At 62.6% G+C, this 18088-nt stretch carries 21 protein-coding genes; 12 read left to right on the top strand and 9 right to left on the bottom strand.

Annotation, left to right across the window (positions count from 1 at the left end; genetic code table 11):
• Nucleotides 1-127 precede the first annotated feature (127 nt).
• Genes aroQ through aat form a run of 4 tightly spaced genes read left to right on the top strand, consistent with a single transcriptional unit; the run spans nucleotide 128 to nucleotide 3052 of the window.
• Nucleotides 128-562 (top strand): type II 3-dehydroquinate dehydratase, encoded by a 435-nt coding sequence (aroQ, locus tag NKI10_RS21005; RefSeq protein ID WP_023667485.1) that lies wholly within the window; start codon nucleotides 128-130, stop codon nucleotides 560-562.
• A 26-nt stretch (nucleotides 563-588) separates the two neighbouring features.
• Nucleotides 589-1053 (top strand): acetyl-CoA carboxylase biotin carboxyl carrier protein, encoded by a 465-nt coding sequence (gene accB, locus NKI10_RS21000; protein ID WP_023681496.1) that lies wholly within the window; start codon nucleotides 589-591, stop codon nucleotides 1051-1053.
• Between the two features lie 10 nt (nucleotides 1054-1063).
• Complete coding sequence (gene accC / locus NKI10_RS20995; RefSeq protein WP_023681497.1) at nucleotides 1064-2407, top strand: acetyl-CoA carboxylase biotin carboxylase subunit; 1344 nt, start codon at nucleotides 1064-1066, stop codon at nucleotides 2405-2407.
• Between the two features lie 27 nt (nucleotides 2408-2434).
• The gene (aat, locus tag NKI10_RS20990) at nucleotides 2435-3052 is read left to right on the top strand and encodes a leucyl/phenylalanyl-tRNA--protein transferase (protein WP_023681498.1); all 618 of its coding nucleotides are present in this window, start codon (nucleotides 2435-2437) and stop codon (nucleotides 3050-3052) included.
• A gap of 42 nt (nucleotides 3053-3094) precedes the next feature.
• Here aat and NKI10_RS20985 read toward each other — a convergent pair whose 3' ends face one another.
• The 3 genes from NKI10_RS20985 to NKI10_RS20975 form a co-directional block, all read right to left on the bottom strand.
• Complete coding sequence (locus NKI10_RS20985) at nucleotides 3095-3478, bottom strand: hypothetical protein (protein ID WP_023667489.1); 384 nt, start codon at nucleotides 3476-3478, stop codon at nucleotides 3095-3097.
• 75 nt (nucleotides 3479-3553) lie between these two features.
• On the bottom strand, nucleotides 3554-4105 hold the full coding sequence (locus NKI10_RS20980) for a DUF2155 domain-containing protein (RefSeq protein WP_023681499.1): 552 nt from the start codon (nucleotides 4103-4105) through the stop codon (nucleotides 3554-3556).
• 115 nt (nucleotides 4106-4220) lie between these two features.
• Nucleotides 4221-4619 carry an NADH:ubiquinone oxidoreductase subunit NDUFA12 gene (locus tag NKI10_RS20975; protein WP_023710575.1) on the bottom strand — a complete coding sequence of 133 codons (399 nt, stop codon included), beginning with the start codon at nucleotides 4617-4619 and terminating at the stop codon, nucleotides 4221-4223.
• Nucleotides 4620-4944: 325 nt separating this feature from the next.
• Here NKI10_RS20975 and panB point away from each other — a divergent pair, with 325 nt between their 5' ends.
• The 4 genes from panB (at nucleotide 4945) to NKI10_RS20955 (ending at nucleotide 9612) form a co-directional block, all read left to right on the top strand.
• Nucleotides 4945-5775 carry a 3-methyl-2-oxobutanoate hydroxymethyltransferase gene (gene panB, locus NKI10_RS20970; protein WP_023681501.1) on the top strand — a complete coding sequence of 277 codons (831 nt, stop codon included), beginning with the start codon at nucleotides 4945-4947 and terminating at the stop codon, nucleotides 5773-5775.
• Complete coding sequence (gene panC, locus NKI10_RS20965; protein WP_444849040.1) at nucleotides 5772-6644, top strand: pantoate--beta-alanine ligase; 873 nt, start codon at nucleotides 5772-5774, stop codon at nucleotides 6642-6644. The genes panB and panC overlap by 4 nt, the downstream gene beginning before the upstream one ends.
• 224 nt (nucleotides 6645-6868) lie before the next feature.
• A complete protein-coding gene (locus NKI10_RS20960) occupies nucleotides 6869-8029 on the top strand; it encodes a helix-turn-helix transcriptional regulator (RefSeq protein WP_023681503.1) in 1161 nt (386 codons plus the stop codon).
• Nucleotides 8030-8211: 182 nt separating this feature from the next.
• Nucleotides 8212-9612, top strand: coding sequence for an ArnT family glycosyltransferase (locus NKI10_RS20955; protein WP_352861759.1), 1401 nt, complete (start codon nucleotides 8212-8214; stop codon nucleotides 9610-9612).
• 16 nt (nucleotides 9613-9628) lie between these two features.
• Here the strand turns inward: NKI10_RS20955 and NKI10_RS20950 are convergent, their stop codons facing one another.
• The 4 genes from NKI10_RS20950 to NKI10_RS20935 form a co-directional block, all read right to left on the bottom strand.
• Complete coding sequence (locus NKI10_RS20950; RefSeq protein WP_023830703.1) at nucleotides 9629-10117, bottom strand: GNAT family N-acetyltransferase; 489 nt, start codon at nucleotides 10115-10117, stop codon at nucleotides 9629-9631.
• Nucleotides 10118-10121: 4 nt separating this feature from the next.
• Nucleotides 10122-11621: an Asp-tRNA(Asn)/Glu-tRNA(Gln) amidotransferase subunit GatB gene (gene gatB / locus NKI10_RS20945; RefSeq protein ID WP_023715796.1), complete on the bottom strand. Its 1500-nt coding sequence runs from the start codon at nucleotides 11619-11621 to the stop codon at nucleotides 10122-10124.
• Nucleotides 11622-11822: 201 nt separating this feature from the next.
• Nucleotides 11823-12254 (bottom strand): CBS domain-containing protein, encoded by a 432-nt coding sequence (locus NKI10_RS20940; RefSeq protein WP_023667498.1) that lies wholly within the window; start codon nucleotides 12252-12254, stop codon nucleotides 11823-11825.
• Nucleotides 12255-12379: 125 nt separating this feature from the next.
• Complete coding sequence (locus NKI10_RS20935; RefSeq protein WP_352861756.1) at nucleotides 12380-13147, bottom strand: rhomboid family intramembrane serine protease; 768 nt, start codon at nucleotides 13145-13147, stop codon at nucleotides 12380-12382.
• A gap of 399 nt (nucleotides 13148-13546) precedes the next feature.
• Between NKI10_RS20935 and NKI10_RS20930 the strand changes: the two genes are divergently transcribed.
• The 3 genes from NKI10_RS20930 (at nucleotide 13547) to NKI10_RS20920 (ending at nucleotide 15824) form a co-directional block, all read left to right on the top strand.
• Nucleotides 13547-14185 (top strand): PAS domain-containing protein, encoded by a 639-nt coding sequence (locus NKI10_RS20930; RefSeq protein ID WP_352861754.1) that lies wholly within the window; start codon nucleotides 13547-13549, stop codon nucleotides 14183-14185.
• A 124-nt stretch (nucleotides 14186-14309) separates the two neighbouring features.
• A complete protein-coding gene (locus NKI10_RS20925) occupies nucleotides 14310-14927 on the top strand; it encodes a PilZ domain-containing protein (RefSeq protein ID WP_023667501.1) in 618 nt (205 codons plus the stop codon).
• A 288-nt stretch (nucleotides 14928-15215) separates the two neighbouring features.
• Nucleotides 15216-15824 (top strand): transglutaminase-like cysteine peptidase, encoded by a 609-nt coding sequence (locus NKI10_RS20920; RefSeq protein ID WP_023695381.1) that lies wholly within the window; start codon nucleotides 15216-15218, stop codon nucleotides 15822-15824.
• 244 nt (nucleotides 15825-16068) lie between these two features.
• Here NKI10_RS20920 and NKI10_RS20915 read toward each other — a convergent pair whose 3' ends face one another.
• Nucleotides 16069-16596: a gamma carbonic anhydrase family protein gene (locus tag NKI10_RS20915; protein ID WP_352861752.1), complete on the bottom strand. Its 528-nt coding sequence runs from the start codon at nucleotides 16594-16596 to the stop codon at nucleotides 16069-16071.
• 84 nt (nucleotides 16597-16680) lie between these two features.
• A complete protein-coding gene (locus NKI10_RS20910) occupies nucleotides 16681-17049 on the bottom strand; it encodes a DUF6949 family protein (RefSeq protein ID WP_023734415.1) in 369 nt (122 codons plus the stop codon).
• Nucleotides 17050-17159: 110 nt separating this feature from the next.
• On the opposite strand from NKI10_RS20910, the gene NKI10_RS20905 reads away from it, so the two are divergent.
• Nucleotides 17160-17885, top strand: a complete 726-nt coding sequence (locus tag NKI10_RS20905) for a hypothetical protein (protein ID WP_352861750.1) — start codon at nucleotides 17160-17162, stop codon at nucleotides 17883-17885.
• The last annotated feature ends 203 nt before the right edge of the window (nucleotides 17886-18088 follow it).

The following is an 18088-nucleotide window of genomic DNA, read 5'->3' as shown; positions in this document are numbered from 1 at the left end:
ACGGGCACATTTCCGCCTGTTGTGGACAGTGAAAGATCGCACTTGTGCTCTTTCCGCGGGCGGCTATGCCCATTATAGAAGGCCCTGCGCGCCGGCTTGAGGCCGGCGTCGGAAAAGGTCGGCATTTTTGAAAACGATTTTCGTCCTGAACGGCCCCAACCTGAACGCGCTCGGCAAGCGCGAGCCGGGCATCTATGGCGGCAAGACGCTTGCCGCGATCGCCGACGACTGTAAGCAGGCGGGCGCCGCCCTTGGCCTCGAGATTGATTTTCGCCAGTCGAACCATGAGGGCGACCTCGTCGACTGGATCCAGGAAGCCGGCGACAAGGCAGCCGGCATCGTCATCAATCCGGGTGCCTACAGCCACACCTCGATTGCCATTCACGACGCCATCCGCGCTGTCGCGCCGCTGCCCGTCGCCGAAGTTCACCTCTCCAACATCCACGCGCGGGAACCATTCCGCCACGTCTCCATGGTCGCGCCGGTCGCTGTCGGCATGATCTGCGGGTTCGGGCCGCTTGGCTACTCGCTGGCGCTGCAGGCGCTGGCGGCACGCCTATGACCGGCCCACAAACAGAAGGCTCGAAAATGTCGATAAAGAAGACCGGTGTTGACCAGCAACTGATCCGCGATCTCGCGGGCATACTGAACGACACCAATCTCACCGAGATCGAAGTCGAGCTCGGCGACCTGAAGGTGCGCGTGTCGCGCCAGGCGCCGGCCGTCCACGCCATCGCCGCACCGCAGGCCGGTTATGCTCCGGCAGCGCAGCAGCCCGCGGCGGGCGCGGCTGCCGCACCAGCAGTGGCCGATCCGTCCAAGAACGCGGTCCCCTCGCCGATGGTCGGCACCGCTTATCTCGCGCCCTCGCCCGACGCCAAGGCCTTCATCGAAGTCGGCCAGAAGGTCAAGGAAGGCCAGACGCTGCTGATCATCGAAGCGATGAAGACGATGAACCAGATCCCTTCGCCGCGCGCCGGCACGGTGACGGCGATCCTGTTCGAGGACGGCCAGCCGGTCGAGTACGGCATGCCGCTCGTCGTGATCGAGTAGAGCGGGCCGGATGTTCCAGAAGATCCTCATCGCCAACCGCGGCGAAATCGCGCTTCGGGTGCTGCGCGCCTGCAAGGAACTCGGCATCCAGACCGTGGTCGTGCATTCGACCGCCGACGCTGACGCCATGCATGTCAGGCTCGCCGACGAAAGCGTGTGCATCGGTCCGCCGCCGTCGCGCGACAGCTATCTCAACATCCACCAGATCGTCGCAGCCTGCGAGATCACAGGCGCCGATGCCGTGCATCCGGGCTATGGCTTCCTGTCGGAAAACGCCAAGTTCGCCGACATTCTCGCCGCCCACAACATCACCTTCATCGGCCCGTCGGGCGACCACATCCGCATCATGGGCGACAAGATCGAGGCCAAGCGCACCGCAAAGCGGCTCGGCATTCCGGTTGTGCCGGGCTCCGACGGCGCCGTCACCGATCAAAAGGAAGCCAGGCGCATTGCCGCCGAGATCGGCTATCCCGTGATCATCAAGGCATCGGCAGGCGGTGGCGGGCGCGGTATGAAGGTCGCCCTTACCGAGGCTGACCTCGAGATCGCCTTGCAGACAGCGAGCACGGAAGCGGGAGCCGCCTTCGGCGACGATGCCGTCTACATCGAGAAATACTTGGAAAAGCCGCGCCACATCGAGGTGCAGGTATTCGGCGACGGCGCCGGCCGCGGCGTGCATTTCGGCGAGCGCGACTGTTCGCTGCAACGCCGCCACCAGAAAGTCTGGGAAGAGGCGCCCTCGCCGGCCCTCAACGCCGAGGAGCGCGCCCGCATCGGCAATATCTGTGCCAAGGCCATCGCCGACCTCGGCTACTCCGGCGCAGGCACCATCGAATTCCTGTACGAGAATGGCGAGTTCTACTTCATCGAGATGAACACGCGGCTGCAGGTCGAGCATCCGGTGACGGAGGCGATCACCGGCATCGATCTCGTCCACGAACAGATCCGCGTTGCCTCCGGCGGCGGGCTTTCGGTGCGCCAGGAGGACATCAAGTTCAACGGCCACGCCATAGAATGCCGCATCAATGCCGAGGACCCGCGCACCTTCACGCCTTCGCCCGGCACGATTACACATTTCCACACGCCTGGCGGTCTCGGCATCCGCGTCGATTCCGGTGTCTATTCCGGCTACAAGATCCCGCCCTATTATGACAGCCTGATCGGCAAGCTGATCGTGCACGGCCGCAACCGCGTCGAATGCATGATGCGGCTACGGCGGGCGCTCGACGAGTTCGTCGTCGACGGCATCAAGACGACGCTGCCGCTGTTCCGCGACCTGGTCGGCAATGCCGATATCGCCAATGGCGACTACGACATCCACTGGCTGGAAAAGTATCTGGCCAAAGAGGAATAGCGCCCGACTTGCCGCTATGATGCCGCGATGACCCGTCCTTACGCTCCCGGCTATCGCATTCCGACCGACCTGTTGCTCAAGGCCTATGCCTCGGGCGTCTTCCCGATGGCCGAGAGCGCTTCCGACCCGGAAGTGTTCTGGGTGCGGCCGGAGACGCGCGGCATCATACCGCTCGATGGCTTCCACACGCCGAAGAGCTTGCGGAAGACAATTCGCAAGCACCCGTTCGACATCCGCTTCGATTTCGATTTCGAGGCGACGATCGACGGCTGCGCCGAAAAGCGCGAGGAGCGCCGCTCGACCTGGATCAACGCGCCGATCCGCGAAGCCTATATCGAGCTGCACCGTCTGGGGCACTGCCATTCGGTCGAGGCATGGCGCGAGGAACGGCTGGTCGGCGGCCTCTATGGCGTCTCGCTCGGTCGCGTGTTCTTCGGCGAAAGCATGTTCGCCCGGGAAACCGACGCGTCCAAGACCTGCCTGTATCATCTGGTCGAGCGGCTGAAGGCGCGCGGCTTTGCCCTGCTCGACACGCAATTCACCACTGAGCATCTCAAACGCTTCGGCGCGGTCGACGTGCCGCGCGTCAAATACGAGAAGATGTTGGCCGACGCGCTGAAGGGCGAAGCCGTTTTTTATCCCTGACCGGAGACCGAGCGGCCGAGCCGGCTCGACAGGTGAAAGGGGTCAGCCCTTCGCGGTTTCCATCGGCGTCTGCGAATGGAACATCATCTTCCAGCCGTTGACACGATGAACATAGCCAGTGCTGACCAACGCGGCGTAGGGCTCGCCGTTTTCTCGTGTCGCATGAGCCTCATAGGTCAGCATGATAATGTCGCTGCCGGGCTCGATGATACCCTTGAGGTCGATCTGAAGGTCGCGCCAGCGGTTGGGCTTGGTCGCGGTCTTGGCCAGATCGGCATTGTCCATTGCCTGTGCCATCTCAGGAAATGCTACCAGGCATTCTGTGTCGACATTGGCGGCGTAGTAAGCTTCGTCGCCCGTCCAGAACCCCTTTTCGAGTTCGAGCAGGTCGTCTTTGCTGGCCGTGATCCGTTTGCTGTCCGACATCAGAATATCCTCCAAGCGCATAAATGCGTCATCGTCCATGGCCCAACGCATAGTTGCCACCACGGTTCCGGAGGATCAGTTGGTGTTGGTCGCGTCAGGTTCCGTAGGGTCCGGCTGTTCGGCGGCCGGAGCAGCGGCGGGCTTTGGCTTGGACGTGTCGACCTTGGGCGTCTCGGCATTGGCCGCGTCGGGCGGCGGCACATCCGACTTCTGCTTGCAGCCCTTTAGCCAGACGTCATAGACGGCGTGCTCGACGGCGTTTAGGCCGGGGCTCTCGGCGAACATCCAGCCGGTGAAGATGCGGCGGATCTTGCGGTCGAGCGTGATTTCGTCGACTTCGACGAAGGAATCGGTCTTCGGCTCTTCATTCTCCGGCCGCGAATAGCAGATGCGCGGCGTCACCTGCAAAGCGCCGAACTGCACGGTTTCGTCGATGTAGACATCGAAGGTGATGATACGGCCGGTGATCTTGTCGATGCCGGCAAATTCGGCGACCGGATTGGTGATGCGATCGGAGATTGCGGGTGCTGCCGCAGGCGCCTGCGCCGCGGCAAACGCTGTCGGGAACATGGCGACAGCGCCAATTGCCGCCAGTCCGGCCATCGATGTCAGGCTGAAAATGTTCATGCGGAGATACCGGTGGTTTGGGCCCGGGTGATTCTGTCACGCCCAAGGCTATTCGCCGTTGTCATATCAGCAAGCAGCTAAACGCCAATTGTGGCGACAAAGGACCGGCCGGCGGTCAAGAACCAGGCGTCCACGCATCGTAGTCGCCCGTCACCTGCGGACGGTGCTGATTGGTGAGCACGGAACCCTTCGGGCGATAAGCCGCCGGTGTTCCCGTGAGGTTCGGCTCATGCGCCTTTTCCCATTCGCGCGGCCGATAGTCGTCGCTTGGCGGCGCCACATCGACGCGGTGATGCATCCAGCCGTGCCAGCCCGGAGGGATCGCCGACGCCTCCGAATAATTGGCGTAGATGATCCAGCGGCGGGTGCGGCCTTCCGAATCGACGCCGCCTTCGTAGTAGACATTGCCGGCCCCATCCTGGCCGACCTTGTTGCCGTGGCGCCAGGTGTGAAAACGGGTTCCCAGCGTCTGGCGGTTCCACCAGGTGAAAAACTGCAGAAGGAAAGTTTTCATTCAGATCCTCGCGGGCGCGCGGCGGTGGCTGTTCCCTGCTTATGGCGTCAGGCCTTGGCGAAGGCAAGGGTTTTGCGGCGCCTGCGGCACTGACGGCATGCCGAAACGCTCGGTCATTGGCCGATCCATTTCGCACCTGCGAACCGACGCTTGCCAAGCCGGCTGCGTCTTCCTAAAGCTCTCATCGCCCGGCGCTGCCGCATGACCCCGAAAATCGAAATCGATTTTCGGAAAGGATCATGCGCAAACCAAAGTGCTACAGCGTCCTTTGCGCGTCCACGGGACGCGCGGCGCTGTAGTCAACGCCGGCTGCGGGAGGTGAGGAATGGCCTTAGCTGTCGCCAGGATCAGTGCGGAGACAATACGCGCCCGCAAGGGCGGCGTGCCGGTCGTATGCCTTACCGCTTACACCTATCCCGTCGCCCGCCTGCTCGACGATCATGTCGACCTTCTCCTGGTCGGCGACAGCGTTGCCATGGTGCTGCATGGCCACAAGACCACGCTCGGCGCCTCGCTGGAGATGATGATCGCCCATGGCCAGGCCGTGATGCGCGGTTCGTCAAAGGCCTGCGTGGTGGTCGACATGCCGGCCGGCAGCTACGAGACTTCGGCCGCGCAAGCCCTTGCCTCGGCGCGCCGCATCTCTGAGGAAACCGGCTGCGAGGCGGTGAAGCTGGAAGGCGGCGTCGAAGTAGCCCTCCAGATCGCCGCAATCGTCACGGCCGGCATTCCAGTGATGGGCCATATCGGCTTGCAGCCGCAATCGGTGGAAAAGGACGGTGGCTACAAGATCAAGGGCCGCACGCCGGAGAATGTGGCCGCGCTCATGCGCGACGCCGACGCGGTCGCAAAGGCCGGCGCGTTTTCGCTGGTCATCGAAGGCACGGTCGAGACCGTTGCCGCCGACCTCACCCGGCACATTACCATTCCTACCATCGGCATCGGCGCCAGCCGCGATTGCGACGGCCAGATCCTGGTCATCGACGACATGGTCGGCCTGACGGTCGACCGGGTGCCGAAATTCGTCAAGGAATACGCCGATTTGCGCAGCGCTGTCGCCGATGCCGCGGCGCGTTATGCGGCGGAGGTGCGCAGCCGCACCTTCCCCGGGCCGGGCCACGTCTTTTCAGCCGCGAGCGACAAGGACAAGGCATGAACCGGCCCCCCATCCGCCAGCCGCTCGTCGTCGACACCGTGCCCGGCCTTCGCGCGCAGATCCGCGAATGGCGGCGCGAAGGCCTGAGCGTCGCCATGGTGCCGACCATGGGCGCTTTGCATGACGGCCATATCTCGCTGGTCGGGGCTGCGCTCGCAACGGCCGATCGCTGCGTCGTCTCCATCTTCGTCAACCCGGCCCAGTTCGCCCCCACTGAAGATCTCGACAAGTATCCGCGGCAGCTGGCCCGCGATCTCGACCGGCTGACCGAGGCCGGCGCACAGCTTGCCTTCACGCCTACGGTTTCCGAAATGTATCCGGCAGGCTTTGCGACGAAGATTTCGGTCGGCGGCCCGTCTTCTGGCCTGGAATCGGATTTCAGGCCGACCTTCTTCGAGGGCGTCGCCACGGTCGTGGCCAAGCTCTTTCTGCAAGCCCTGCCCGACTACGCCATCTTCGGCGAAAAAGACTACCAGCAGCTTTGCGTCGTCCGAAAGCTCTGCCGCGATCTTGACCTTCCGGTGGAAATCGTCGGCGCGCCAACCGTGCGCGATGCGCATGGCCTGGCAATGTCGTCGCGCAACGCCTATCTCGACGCCGCCGAGCTCGACGTCGCGCGACAGCTCAATGTCATCTTGCGCCAGACGGCGGCAGCGCTCGCGGCCGGTGCCGATGAAAACGGCGTGACCGGTAAAGCCACTGCCGCGCTTCTCGAGGCAGGCTTCGACAGCGTCGACTATGTCGCCGCGCGCGAGAGCCTGACGCTCACCTCGTGGCGGCGTGACGGCGATGGCCGCCTGCTTGCCGCGGCGTGGCTTGGCAGAACCAGGTTGATCGACAATGTGGAAGTTTACTCATTTATTCCCTGAAAAATTCCAATTCCGTTCACTTTGATTTGTATCGCAGAGCGGCCCGAGCGCTCTTAGACAACGGCTCATCAGGTACGTTCTGGCCAGCCCGTAAGCGCTCACGATACACCGAACGCCGCTGTGAGACGTTTCACAGACGTAACCAAGCCGGCTATGTTGTGTGCGACCCCAGGCAGAGACAGTGTGTGACCTGCCACTACGCTGCAATCCTTACGAGGCTCTACGTGTCTGTCCAGGCCAACATAGTCGGTCGCGCCCTGCCGCAGATCGTCGAGGCAATCTACGATTCGATTGTCGATGTCGGCCGTTGGCCATCGACGCTTGAATCAATCTGCAAATTGGCGCTCGGCCGGCTTGCCATGCTGGCGGTCGTCGATACGGCGAGAAACTCGGCCCGGTTTTCGACTTCCTGCGGCGATCCGGTCCTGCTTGAGCCGCTGCAGCGCGACTACGCCTGCGAGGTGCCCTTTTTCAAGGCGGTGCCGAAGATGGAAGTCGACATACCGTTGACCGTCGACAGCGTCTACGCCCTGCAAGGCCCTGACGCCCGCCAGAACTGGCTCGAAAGCCGCATCGTGCGCGAGTGGGTGGAACCCAACCGTCTCGACGATTTCTTCTGGGTAGCGCTGATGAAGCAGCCGGCGCGCACCGGCACGCTGATGGTGGTTACCGACAAGGACAGGCCCCAGATTTCAGCCAGGGATATCGACCTGATGTCCAGGCTCGCCCCCCATGTCCGGCGTGCGGTGACCATCGGCGACCTGTTCGAGGCCGAGCGGCGCAAGGCCGACATCTTTCGCTCGATCCTTGAGAGCCTCGACCATCCAGTGCTGATCGTCGCCGACGATATGCAGATCATTTTCGCCAATCCGGCAGCCGAAGCCCTGCTCACCGAAACCGCCTCAGTGTCCTCGGTGCGCGGCCAGCTGTCCTTCGCTTATGCCAACGCCAACACCGCCATCGGCCGCGCCGTCCAGCTCGGCACGCGCGACGAATTCGCGCTCGGACCGTCCGGCATCAACATTCCGCTGGTGAAGGCCATGTCTCCGGCGGTGGCGCATGTCATGCCTCTGGCGCGACGCGACATTTCGGCCCGCATATCGCCGCGCGCCGCCGCGGCCATTTTCATTGCCGCCGCCGGCGCCGCATCAGTGCCGGCGCTGGAAGCGATCGCTGCGCTGTTCGGACTGACCGCAGCGGAAAAGCGTGTCGCCGGCCATGTCGCCGCCGGGCTGACACGGCGTGAAATCGCGGCTGCCAGCGGCGTCTCGGACGGCACCGTCAAATCACAGCTGGCAACCATCTTCGACAAGACCGCCACCGGCGACCAGCGAGAGCTGGAACTCCTGATGCGCGAATTGACGCCGCCGCTGCGCTCGGCCTGAAGCCATACTCGGAGCCAATCGTCAAATCTTTCAACTATTTGCCGGTACGCACGCGTAATCCACAATACCAAGCCGGCATCGTTGCAATTCGGCCAAAATCATGGTGCGGTTCTGCTCCGGTCCGGAGACGGTGCATCGTGCACGACCGGACGTGGAAACGATTTCCTGGGCGGTCCCCGAACTTGATACCGACACGAATTGAACGGCTGCTGCCTTACCTCTTCCTGCTGGCCCTGCTTTGCATCGCGCTCGCTTTCCGTCCGCTACTGCCGGTCGATGAGACGCGCTATCTCAGCGTCACCTGGGAGATGTATCTCGGTGGACATGTCTTCGTACCGACGATGAACTTTGCGCCCTATCTGCAGAAGCCGCCGCTGTTGTTCTGGCTCATCGATCTCTCTTGGAACATCTTCGGCGTGAGCCGCGCGGCGGCGATGCTCGTCATCTTCGCCGCCTCGTCGCTGGTCATCTGGCTGACGACGCTTCTGGCCAAAACCCTGTTTCCCGAGCGCCAGGACATCGCCAGCCGCATCCCCTGGCTGGTGGCCGGCAGCACCGTCTTTGTCATCTATTCGACCCTGATCCTGTTCGACATGCTTTTGACGGCCTGCGTGGTCGCCGCACTGCTGTCGTTGCTGGGCTTCGCCAGGACCGGCAACCGCTGGCAGGCGGTGCTGGCGGGTCTCTTCATCGGGCTCGGCGTGCTGGCCAAAGGCCCGGTGGTGCTCATTCACATCGGCGCGCCCGTCCTGCTCTATCCCCTCTGGCGTGACCGGCGAGCCGGCCTTGCCCCTTTGCAGTTCTTTGCCGGAGCCGGCCTGGCAATTCTCGCCGCCCTTGTCCCGGTCGCCATATGGCTGGCGCCCGCGACCATCCTGACCAAGGGCAGTTTCGTCTACGATCTCGTGTGGAACCAGTCGGCAGGTCGGGTTACCGGAAGCCTGCACAATTCGCATGGCCGGCCGTTTTACTTTTACCTGATGCTGTTGCCGCTCATGTTCGTGCCCTGGGCCTTTATCCCCCCGGTGTGGCGGCTAAAGCCGGCTGCCCGGATACGCAGCCTGATCGACACGAAATCCCCGGATCTGCGTGCCCTGCGCCTGCTGTCGTTCTCGTTCATTGCGGTGCTGCTGGTCTTCAGTGCCATATCCGGCAAGCAGCCGCACTATGTCGTGCCGGCACTACCGTTCGCGACCATTCTGCTGGGCTACTTCATGGCCGAGATTTCAGTCGCCAGGCTGAGGGCGACGGCCTTTGTCATGCTTGCCCTTTTCGCCATCGGCCACGCCGCCGCCTCGGCGACCGTGTTCAAACGCTACGATCTCACGCCGCTGGCGAGCTTCATCGACGAACGAAAGGACGCCGACTGGGCCGTCGCTTACGACTATCAGGGCGAGGTCGGTTTCCTTGGGCGAATAGAGAAGCCATTCGAGAACGCCGACAAGCCTGAGGAATGGCTCAAGTCTCATCCCGGCGGCTACGTCATCGAAAAGCAATCGAAAGATCCGGGCACATCCGAACAGATCGCCTTCCGGCAGCCGGTGGAGCGCGGCTATCTGGTCGTGCTGAAGGGACAGCACTGAACGTTTCGTCGGACGCCTATCCCAGCGGCTTCTCGAAGATCAGCGCCGGCAACCCCGAACCGCCGCCGCAATCGGCTGTGCTGCCGACCGGCAAAAATCCCTTCGAACGGTAGAAGGCGATGGCCGGCACGTTGGCCTCTTCCACCTCGACCCGCAACCTGTTCGCCTCGGGAAAGCTGGCTTCGACCTCGTCCAGCAAGGCCTGGCCGATGCCTTGCCGCTGGCAGGCCGGCAGTACATAGAGCTGGTTCAGCAGCACGATCTTCGCATCCGTCGTTGCGGCGGCAAAAGCCATGCCGCCGATACGCTTGCCGTCATCGGCGACCAGGAATTCCGAGTTCGGCCTTGTCAGCCGCGCCTTGAGCGAGGCGATCGAATGCCAGTCATCGGTAATTTCGGTCACCCGCTGGGCGCCATAGATCGCGTCGTAGGTTGCGTGCCAGGTTTCGACCAGCAGCGCGCGGACGGCGGCAAGGTCACGTTCGCTGGCGGTGCGGACGAACATTGTTCTATTCGATACCGAGCTTGGCCTTGACCAGATCGTTGACCGCCTGCGGGTTGGCCTTGCCGCCGGTGGCTTTCATCACCTGGCCGACGAACCAGCCGGCCATGGTCGGCTTGGCGCGAGCCTGTTCGACCTTGTCGGGGTTGGCAGCGATCACCTCGTCGACCGCTTTCTCAATGGCGCCGGTGTCGGTGACCTGCTTCATGCCGCGGCTTTCGACCAGCTGGCGCGGATCGCCGCCCTCGTTCCAGACGATCTCGAACAGATCCTTGGCGATCTTGCCGGAGATGGTGCCTTCCTTGATCAGGTCGATCACGGCACCGAGCTGCTCCGGTGTTACAGGAGCATTTTCAATGTCCTTGCCGGCCTTGTTAAGCTGGCCGAGCAGGTCATTGATGACCCAGTTGGCGGCAAGCTTGCCGTCGCGGCCCGAGGCCACCTGCTCGAAATAGTCGGCGATCGGCTTTTCCGACACCAGGATCGAGGCGTCGTAGGTCGACAGGCCAAGTGAAGAGATCAGCCGCGCCTTCTTGTCGTCGGGCAGCTCCGGCAACTCCTTGGCCAGCGCGTCGACATAGGCCTGATCGAACTCCAGCGGCAAAAGGTCGGGATCGGGGAAGTAGCGGTAGTCATGCGCCTCTTCCTTGCTGCGCATCGAGCGCGTCTCGCCTTTGACGGCGTCGAACAGCCTGGTTTCCTGATCGATCTTGCCGCCATCCTCGAGGATGGCGATCTGGCGGCGCGCCTCGAACTCGATGGCCTGGCCGATGAAGCGGATCGAGTTGACGTTCTTGATCTCACAGCGCGTACCGAATTCGCCGCCGGGCTTGCGAACGGAGACGTTGACGTCGGCGCGCATCGAGCCTTCGTCCATGTTGCCGTCGCAAGTGCCGAGATAGCGCACGATGGTGCGCAGCTTGGTGACATACGCCTTGGCCTCGTCGGCGGAGCGCATGTCCGGCTTGGAGACAATCTCCATCAGCGCCACGCCGGAGCGGTTGAGATCGACATAGGACATGGTCGGATGCTGGTCGTGCATCGACTTGCCGGCGTCCTGCTCCAGGTGCAGGCGCTCGATGCCGATCTCGATGTCCTCGAACTCGCCCTGCCGGTCGGGACCGACCGAAATGACGATCGTGCCTTCGCCAACGATCGGCTGCTTGAACTGCGATATCTGGTAGCCCTGCGGCAGGTCGGGATAGAAATAGTTTTTCCGGTCGAACACCGACTTGTGGTTGATCTGCGCCTTCAATCCGAGGCCGGTGCGGATCGCCTGCTTGACGCATTCCTCATTGATGACCGGCAGCATGCCGGGCATGGCCGCGTCGACGAGGCTGACATTGGCGTTGGGCGCCGCGCCGAAAGTCGTCGACGCCCCGGAAAACAGCTTTGCTTCCGAGGTCACCTGCGCATGAACCTCGAGGCCGATGATGATCTCCCAATCGCCGGTAGCGCCGGGAATAAAACGTTTGGCATCGGGCGTGCGGGTATCGATAAGGGTCATGGTGGCCTGCGCTTTTGGCTCGCGAAAACTGCGATTTTCGCGAATTTGGGTATCGGTCTTCGCTAGTGCAAACCGCTTCGCGAGACAAGCGCCCAAAGCAGCGCAGAGCAGCGGGCTGGCCTTTTCAGCCCTTTTCGGCCGCTCGGCAACCGATGAATGAACGCCGCCGGCCGGAATTCGGTCGGCGGTCTCTTCGTCAGGTCAGGCCGTTGCGATATAGGCCCTGATCTCGTCGGCCTCGCGCTCGACATCCTCGATGCGGCGCTTGACCACGTCGCCGATCGACACGATACCGTCGAGCAGCCCGTCCTTTTCCACCGGCAGATGGCGGAAACGGCCTTTGGTCATGATCTCCATCACCTCGTTGACCGTGTGGTTCTCGTTGCAGATCTTCACTTTCGGCGTCATCGCCGAGCGTACCGTTATATCAAGTGCGGCAGCGCCTTCCCTGGCGACGACCCGCACGATGTCACGCTCGGAAAGGATGCCGACGATCTTGCGATCGCCATTGGTGATGACCAGTGCACCGATCTTGTGGTCGGCCAGGATTCGAATGGCTTCGCTGAGCTTTACATTCGGCCCGAGCGTGAACACGTCATGGCCTTTTCTCTCGAGAATTGCCTTAACAGTCATGGCGTCCTCCTCCTCCTGATTGGCTAGCCAGCTCCCGCCCTGACCGGCTTCACATAAGAGTGAACATCGTGCGCCGTGATCGGTTGCTTTTCAAGTGTGCCAGTGGGTTGCGCCAATAGAGTGCGCTAGTCGGGGGTGCGCTGGTCGTCGGGGATCTCCCATTCAGGCGCCCGCCAGCGCCGGTCGAACCAGCGCAACCCGAAGAAGCCTGCGACGAGGCCGCCAATGTGCGCTTCCCAGGCGATCTGGCCGGGTTCTCCGAGCCCGAGACCGTAAAGGCCGGTGGCGAGATTGATGACCATCCAGGCGCCGAGAAAATTGACGACGCCGCGCATGCGCAAAACGATTGCGATCGGCAGCACGGGACCGGCAAAGGCCGCCCTGCCGGAGGAGCGGTCGGTACGGAACCCGAAGCGAGCCGCCGCACCCATCATGCCCGATATCGCCCCGGAAGCGCCGACCAGCGGTGCTTCGCCGTATGGATGGACCGCCCAGAACAGCACCACCGCAGCCAGCCCGGTAGCGGCGAAAAACAAGGCGAACCAGAACCAGCCGAGACGGTTGGCCAGCGGCGACCCGAAGGCGGCCAGCGCAACCATGTTGATGGCAATGTGGGCAACGCCACCATGCATGAAGGCATAGGTGAAAGGACGGGTGAAGAGGAACCAGTCGAAACCGTATTGGCCGGTGTAGAGGACCGGAATGAAGGCGCCGTCGGTGAGCAATGTTATCTGCTGCTCTTCGGTCAGCACATATTGCTGCAGCAGGAAGACGGCAACGCAGATGCCGATCACCGCCAGCACCGCCAGTGGCAGGTTGAACACCGGCTCGCGGCGCGGCGGCGGCGCCTCTGCGGTCTGTTCGGTCTCCAGGGGGCCGGCCGGTTCGCTCATATGCTCTGATCCAGGGATTTGCGTGTCGCGAGCATCTAGGCCATGCCCGGACAAATCACAAACTACGAATCACAAAGCGCGAATCACAAACCGCGAATCAAAAAGAAGCCGTCCAAGGTTTCCCTTGAACGGCTGGTCGAGCCCCCTGCTCCCCTAAACTATTGACCGAAGTGCTGTTGGTCGTCGCGAAACGACCGCTTCTGGCGTGGTTTTGGTGTGCCATGGCGAGCCCGTGCGCGCAACGTAAACCATTTGTTAACCTTAACGTCCCCGACCCGTGAACAAGTCTTAACGACGCTGGCACGCATCCTGCTCCGGAACGCATGTAGGTCATCGGAGGGCGCCCTTTCTGTTCACCGATGGGACCATCAGACGGCAGAATGCGCGGAGTTTCATAGCATGAACCAGAACGGATCAATCGCGCTGTTCCATTATTGGAATCGCCTGCGTGATGGACGTCCTGCCCCAAAGCGTTCGGAAGTCGAACCGGCCGATATCAAGGCGCTTTTGGCCGACACCTTCATCCTGGAAAGGGATACGCGCGGCGAAGCGGTGTTCCGGCTTGCCGGCACCAGGCTTTGCGCCGGCTACGGCCGCGAGCTCAAGGGTTTTTCGTTCCCCTCGCTATGGCGCGAGAAGGACCAGCGGCTGGTGTCGCGCCTCATTCACGGGGTTTTCGAGCAGAAATCCGTGGTGCTGATCACTTATGAGGGGTTCAGCCGCAGCGGCCGGTCCAACCACTTCGAGTTGCTTGCGCTGCCGCTCGACGGCGGCGTCGAGAACCCGCGCTGCCTCGGCGTCATCAGCGCCGTGGAAAAGCCGTTCTGGCTGGGCGCCGACCCGATCACCGACGCGCTGATCGACGCCATCCGCGTCATCGCTCCCGACAAGGAACCGATGTTCCTGAAAAACCGTCCGGAAATATCCGTTCCTTCGCTGGCTCCCACCGAACTCGAAGCGGCGGAGACCATCTCGGCGCTCGGTCGGTCGCGCCGTATCCGCCACCTCGTCGTGTTCGACGGCGGGCGCGAGCAATAGTCTCCAAGCCGGCGCTAATCTTAACTATCGGGGGCCCACTTTTCCCCTTTGTTAACCTGCTTGGCTGTAGTTTTTGCCGAGATTCCACGCACGACGCGGGAATGCCAACGGGGTGTAGGCAGTCATGAGGTCAGCGGCGGTCGAATACGCACCGTCCCGCGCCGAAAGGCGTAACTTTCAGCGCGTCCGGGTCAAGATCTACGGGCGCTTCATGCTGGAGGACCGCACCGAACACCCTTGCCAGGTCGTCGATATGTCACCGGGCAATGTCGCGTTGCGCACCGAGCGCGTCGGCATGCCGGGCGAAAAAATCATTGCCTATATCGATCATATCGGCCGCATCGAGGGCGTGGTGACGCGCACTTCGCAGGACGGCTTTGCCATGACCGTCATTGCCTCGGATCGCAAGAAGGACAAACTGGCCGCGCAGTTGACCTGGCTCGCCAACAAGCATGAACTCGACCTGCCGGAAGACCGCCGCCACGAACGCGTGGCGCCGCGCAACCCGACAAGCGTGCTGCAGCTCACCGATGGGCGCCAGTATCAGTGCCGCATAATCGACCTGTCGCTGTCGGGCGCGGCGGTCGAGATCGACGTCAAGCCGGCGCTCGGCATCCAGGTCATGCTGGGCACCATGCGTGGCCAGGTGGTGCGTCATTTCGAGGATGGCGTTGCCATCGAATTCGCCGTCATCCAACGCCCGGAAACGCTCGATTCCGAGTTCAACGCCCCGCGCGCCTGAACGATCGGCAACAGGCAGCAAAAACGAACCGGCCCTGCGCGGCCGGTTTTTTGTTGCCGGCGTTCCGCCTGCCTCTCCAGCTTGTAGCGGCACGCAGCAAATCCACGGCTCCACCCGGAAATCCGCGCCCCGACACCGCGGGTTTACGCCGAGACCTGAACGATTTTATATTAAAATAGGTCAAATTTTACGCGTATTCTATTGAGCTTTTACTCAATGTCTACTTCGGGTTTTTGCGTCAAATAAATCCAACGCTGTCATTGTCTCCTCAAACGGGGAGACTGACGAATGGCAAAGACGTGGGGCAAGCTGTTGCTCTTGGCAATGGCGATGCAGCTTTCCGCTTGGGGAACGGCGCAAGCAGCAGGACCGGCCTACATGCACACCGGCGGCCGCACGACACAGCCGGTCGGTCACTACGAATTCTGCCAGAAGCTGCCGCAGGAGTGCGCTCAGCGCACGCCGAAGCAGGCACCGGTCGAACTGACCCGCAAGCTGTGGGCGGCGATCGTCGACGTCAACAATTCGGTCAACACCCGGATCGTGCCGCGCACCGATATGGAAATGTGGGGTAAGGAAGAGGTCTGGTCCTATCCCGACAGCGGCTTCGGCGACTGCGAGGACTATGCGCTGGAGAAGCGCCGCGAATTGATGGCGCTCGGCGTTCCCGCCGGCAATCTCTTGATGACCGTGGCGCGCCAACAAAATGGCGACGGCCACGCGGTGCTGACCGTGCGCACCAGCCTCGGCGAGTTCATCCTCGACAATCTGGAGTCCAAGGTGCTGTCCTGGACCGACACCGACTACACCTACCTGAAGCGCCAGTCCGACCAGAATTCCGGCGTGTGGGTGACGATCAATGACGGTCGCGCCGACGCGGTTGCCAGCGTCCGCTAGGACGCCATCACAGAGGTCAAGCACATCGAATAATGCGACGTGCCTAACGAGAAAGCCCGGTCGAGTCCCCACCCTCCCCGTCCCCAACGACCGGGTTTTAAGGAGCCGGCCCCGTCCCCGGGCCGGCTCCACCATTTCTGGACCATGATCGCGAACCGAAGGACCTCGGCAGCGAAAAGTGAGAACCGGTTTTTGCTGCGCTGACCTGCCGTTCGGAAAAGATCATCGTCAAACAGGATAGAGTTCAGGCCTTCTTCAGCCCCGCCTTGAAGCGCTTGCCGTTCGCGACGTAGTGCGCGGCCGAGGCGCGCAGCCTGGCGACCGCGGCGTCGTCCAGCGTCCTGATCACCCGCGCGGGCGAGCCGACGATCAGGCAATTGTCGGGGAACTCCTTGCCTTCGGTGACCAGCGCGCCGGCGCCGACCAGGCAATTCTTGCCGATCCTGGCGCCGTTGAGGACTATGACGCCCATGCCGATCAGGCTGTTGTCGCCGATCGTGCAGCCATGCAGCAAGGCGCGGTGGCCGATCGTGCAGCCCTGCCCGATCGTCAGGGAAAAACCGGGATCGGTGTGCATCACCGTGTGTTCCTGGACATTGCTGTCGGCGCCGATGACGATCGCCTCGTTGTCGCCGCGGATGACCACGCCAAACCAGAAGCCGGCATTGCGACCGACGCTGATGTCGCCGATCAACGTCGCATCGGGCGCGATCCAGTTGCTGTCGGCATCCTCGAAACGGGGCGATTTTCCGTCGATTACATAGGTCGGCATTTCCAGTCTCCGATTCGTCGCAGGCCGGGACAAACCCTAGAACAATCCTGGGAAAACCGCGTAGCGGTTTCCCCAGCAATTGCCTCAAGGCAAATACCGCGCCAGCGATTCCACCAACAGCTGAAGCGCACCAGGAGAGCCAATGCCCCAGGAGGCAATGGCGATCAGCACGATGCCCAGCGCCAGCGCCCAGGCGATCACCGTGCAGCCGCAGGACACCAGCATCAGCATCGAAATGCGGCCGTCGCGCCGCGCATCGAGCGCATCGTTGGCGAGCATGAACGGACCGGCGCAAGCGGTCGCGGCCAGCGAGCGCAGGATGTACGCCGGCGACACATAAGGTTCGGCAAAGGCAAGCCGGCGGCCCGCCGCCAGTTCCATCACGGACCCGGTAAGCCCGCAGGCTGTGAGCCCGACGGCAAAAGCGAAGAGAACGGGCAGCAGCAGGCTCATCTTTACCTTCCGTTTACCATGAGATCGCACAGTCGCGTCCAGCGCAGCAAGAGCCGTGCCGCGGCATGTGTGCAGCCCAGGGACAGACGGCGGCGACTATGGGGTTTGCGATGAAGCAGGCAGCGACCGCCGAAGAATTCAACGTCGTCGATTCCGTGCTGATGAAGCGGGTGTTCTATGCCTTTGCCGCACTGGCGCTGCTGTCGCTGGCGATCAGCCTTGGCGGAAAATGGTTCGGCCGCTCGATCTCCATGGCCGGCTACACCGACGACACCACAGTCCACAAGGTGGTGATCGGCAACAATGTCATTGCCGTGCCGGCCAACGCCATCCGCTTCCTGCAGGCGCGGCGCGACGGCATCGCTTCGCGCCTCGACCTTTATCTGCGCTATCCCCAGATGGACGGCTACAGCGAAGCCGCACGCGACGATTTCAACCACACGGGCACGGCCAAGAACATCATCTTCCTGTCGTTCGAACCGCAGATGATGTCGCGCGACATGAGCGGCCGTTTCGCGCCGATCTATAGCGCGCTGATCAGCCAGCCCGGCGCGCCCGGCCCCGGCGGCACGACGATTTACGGCTTTAGCGAAAAATCAGGCTATCTCAACGAGGTGCTTGCGGTCGCCGACCGGGCCGGCAAGGACCCGTTCGTCGCCCGCTGCCTGAGCGGACCGAGCGCCGAGGAATCGCTGGCGCCCTGCGAGCGCGACATCCAGGTCGGCGACAGCCTCAGCCTGACCTACCGCTTTCCCCGGGAGTTGCTGGGCAACTGGCCAGCGCTTGACGCCGCTATCGTCGCCGAGGCCACGCGCGTCTTAAAGACCGCACGGTAGCGGCCCTCTGCTTTTGTCATACATGGGCGCGAAGCCGCGCGGACCCGAGGATCCGTTCCATGCCCTTAAGGCAGCGAAGCGGTGCAGAATTACTGTTGGGAAGCAGCAGAGGCAGTTCTGGACCGCCACATTCCTGAGCCGAGGCCTGGAATATATCCCAGGGTCTCAGCGACGCCGCTGTGCGGCTGCTTCTCCCCGGGATG

Origin of the sequence: Mesorhizobium sp. M0802, assembly GCF_040320115.1 — a bacterium.
GTDB lineage: Bacteria > Pseudomonadota > Alphaproteobacteria > Rhizobiales > Rhizobiaceae > Mesorhizobium.
This window is presented reverse-complemented; position numbering and strand designations above follow the sequence as displayed.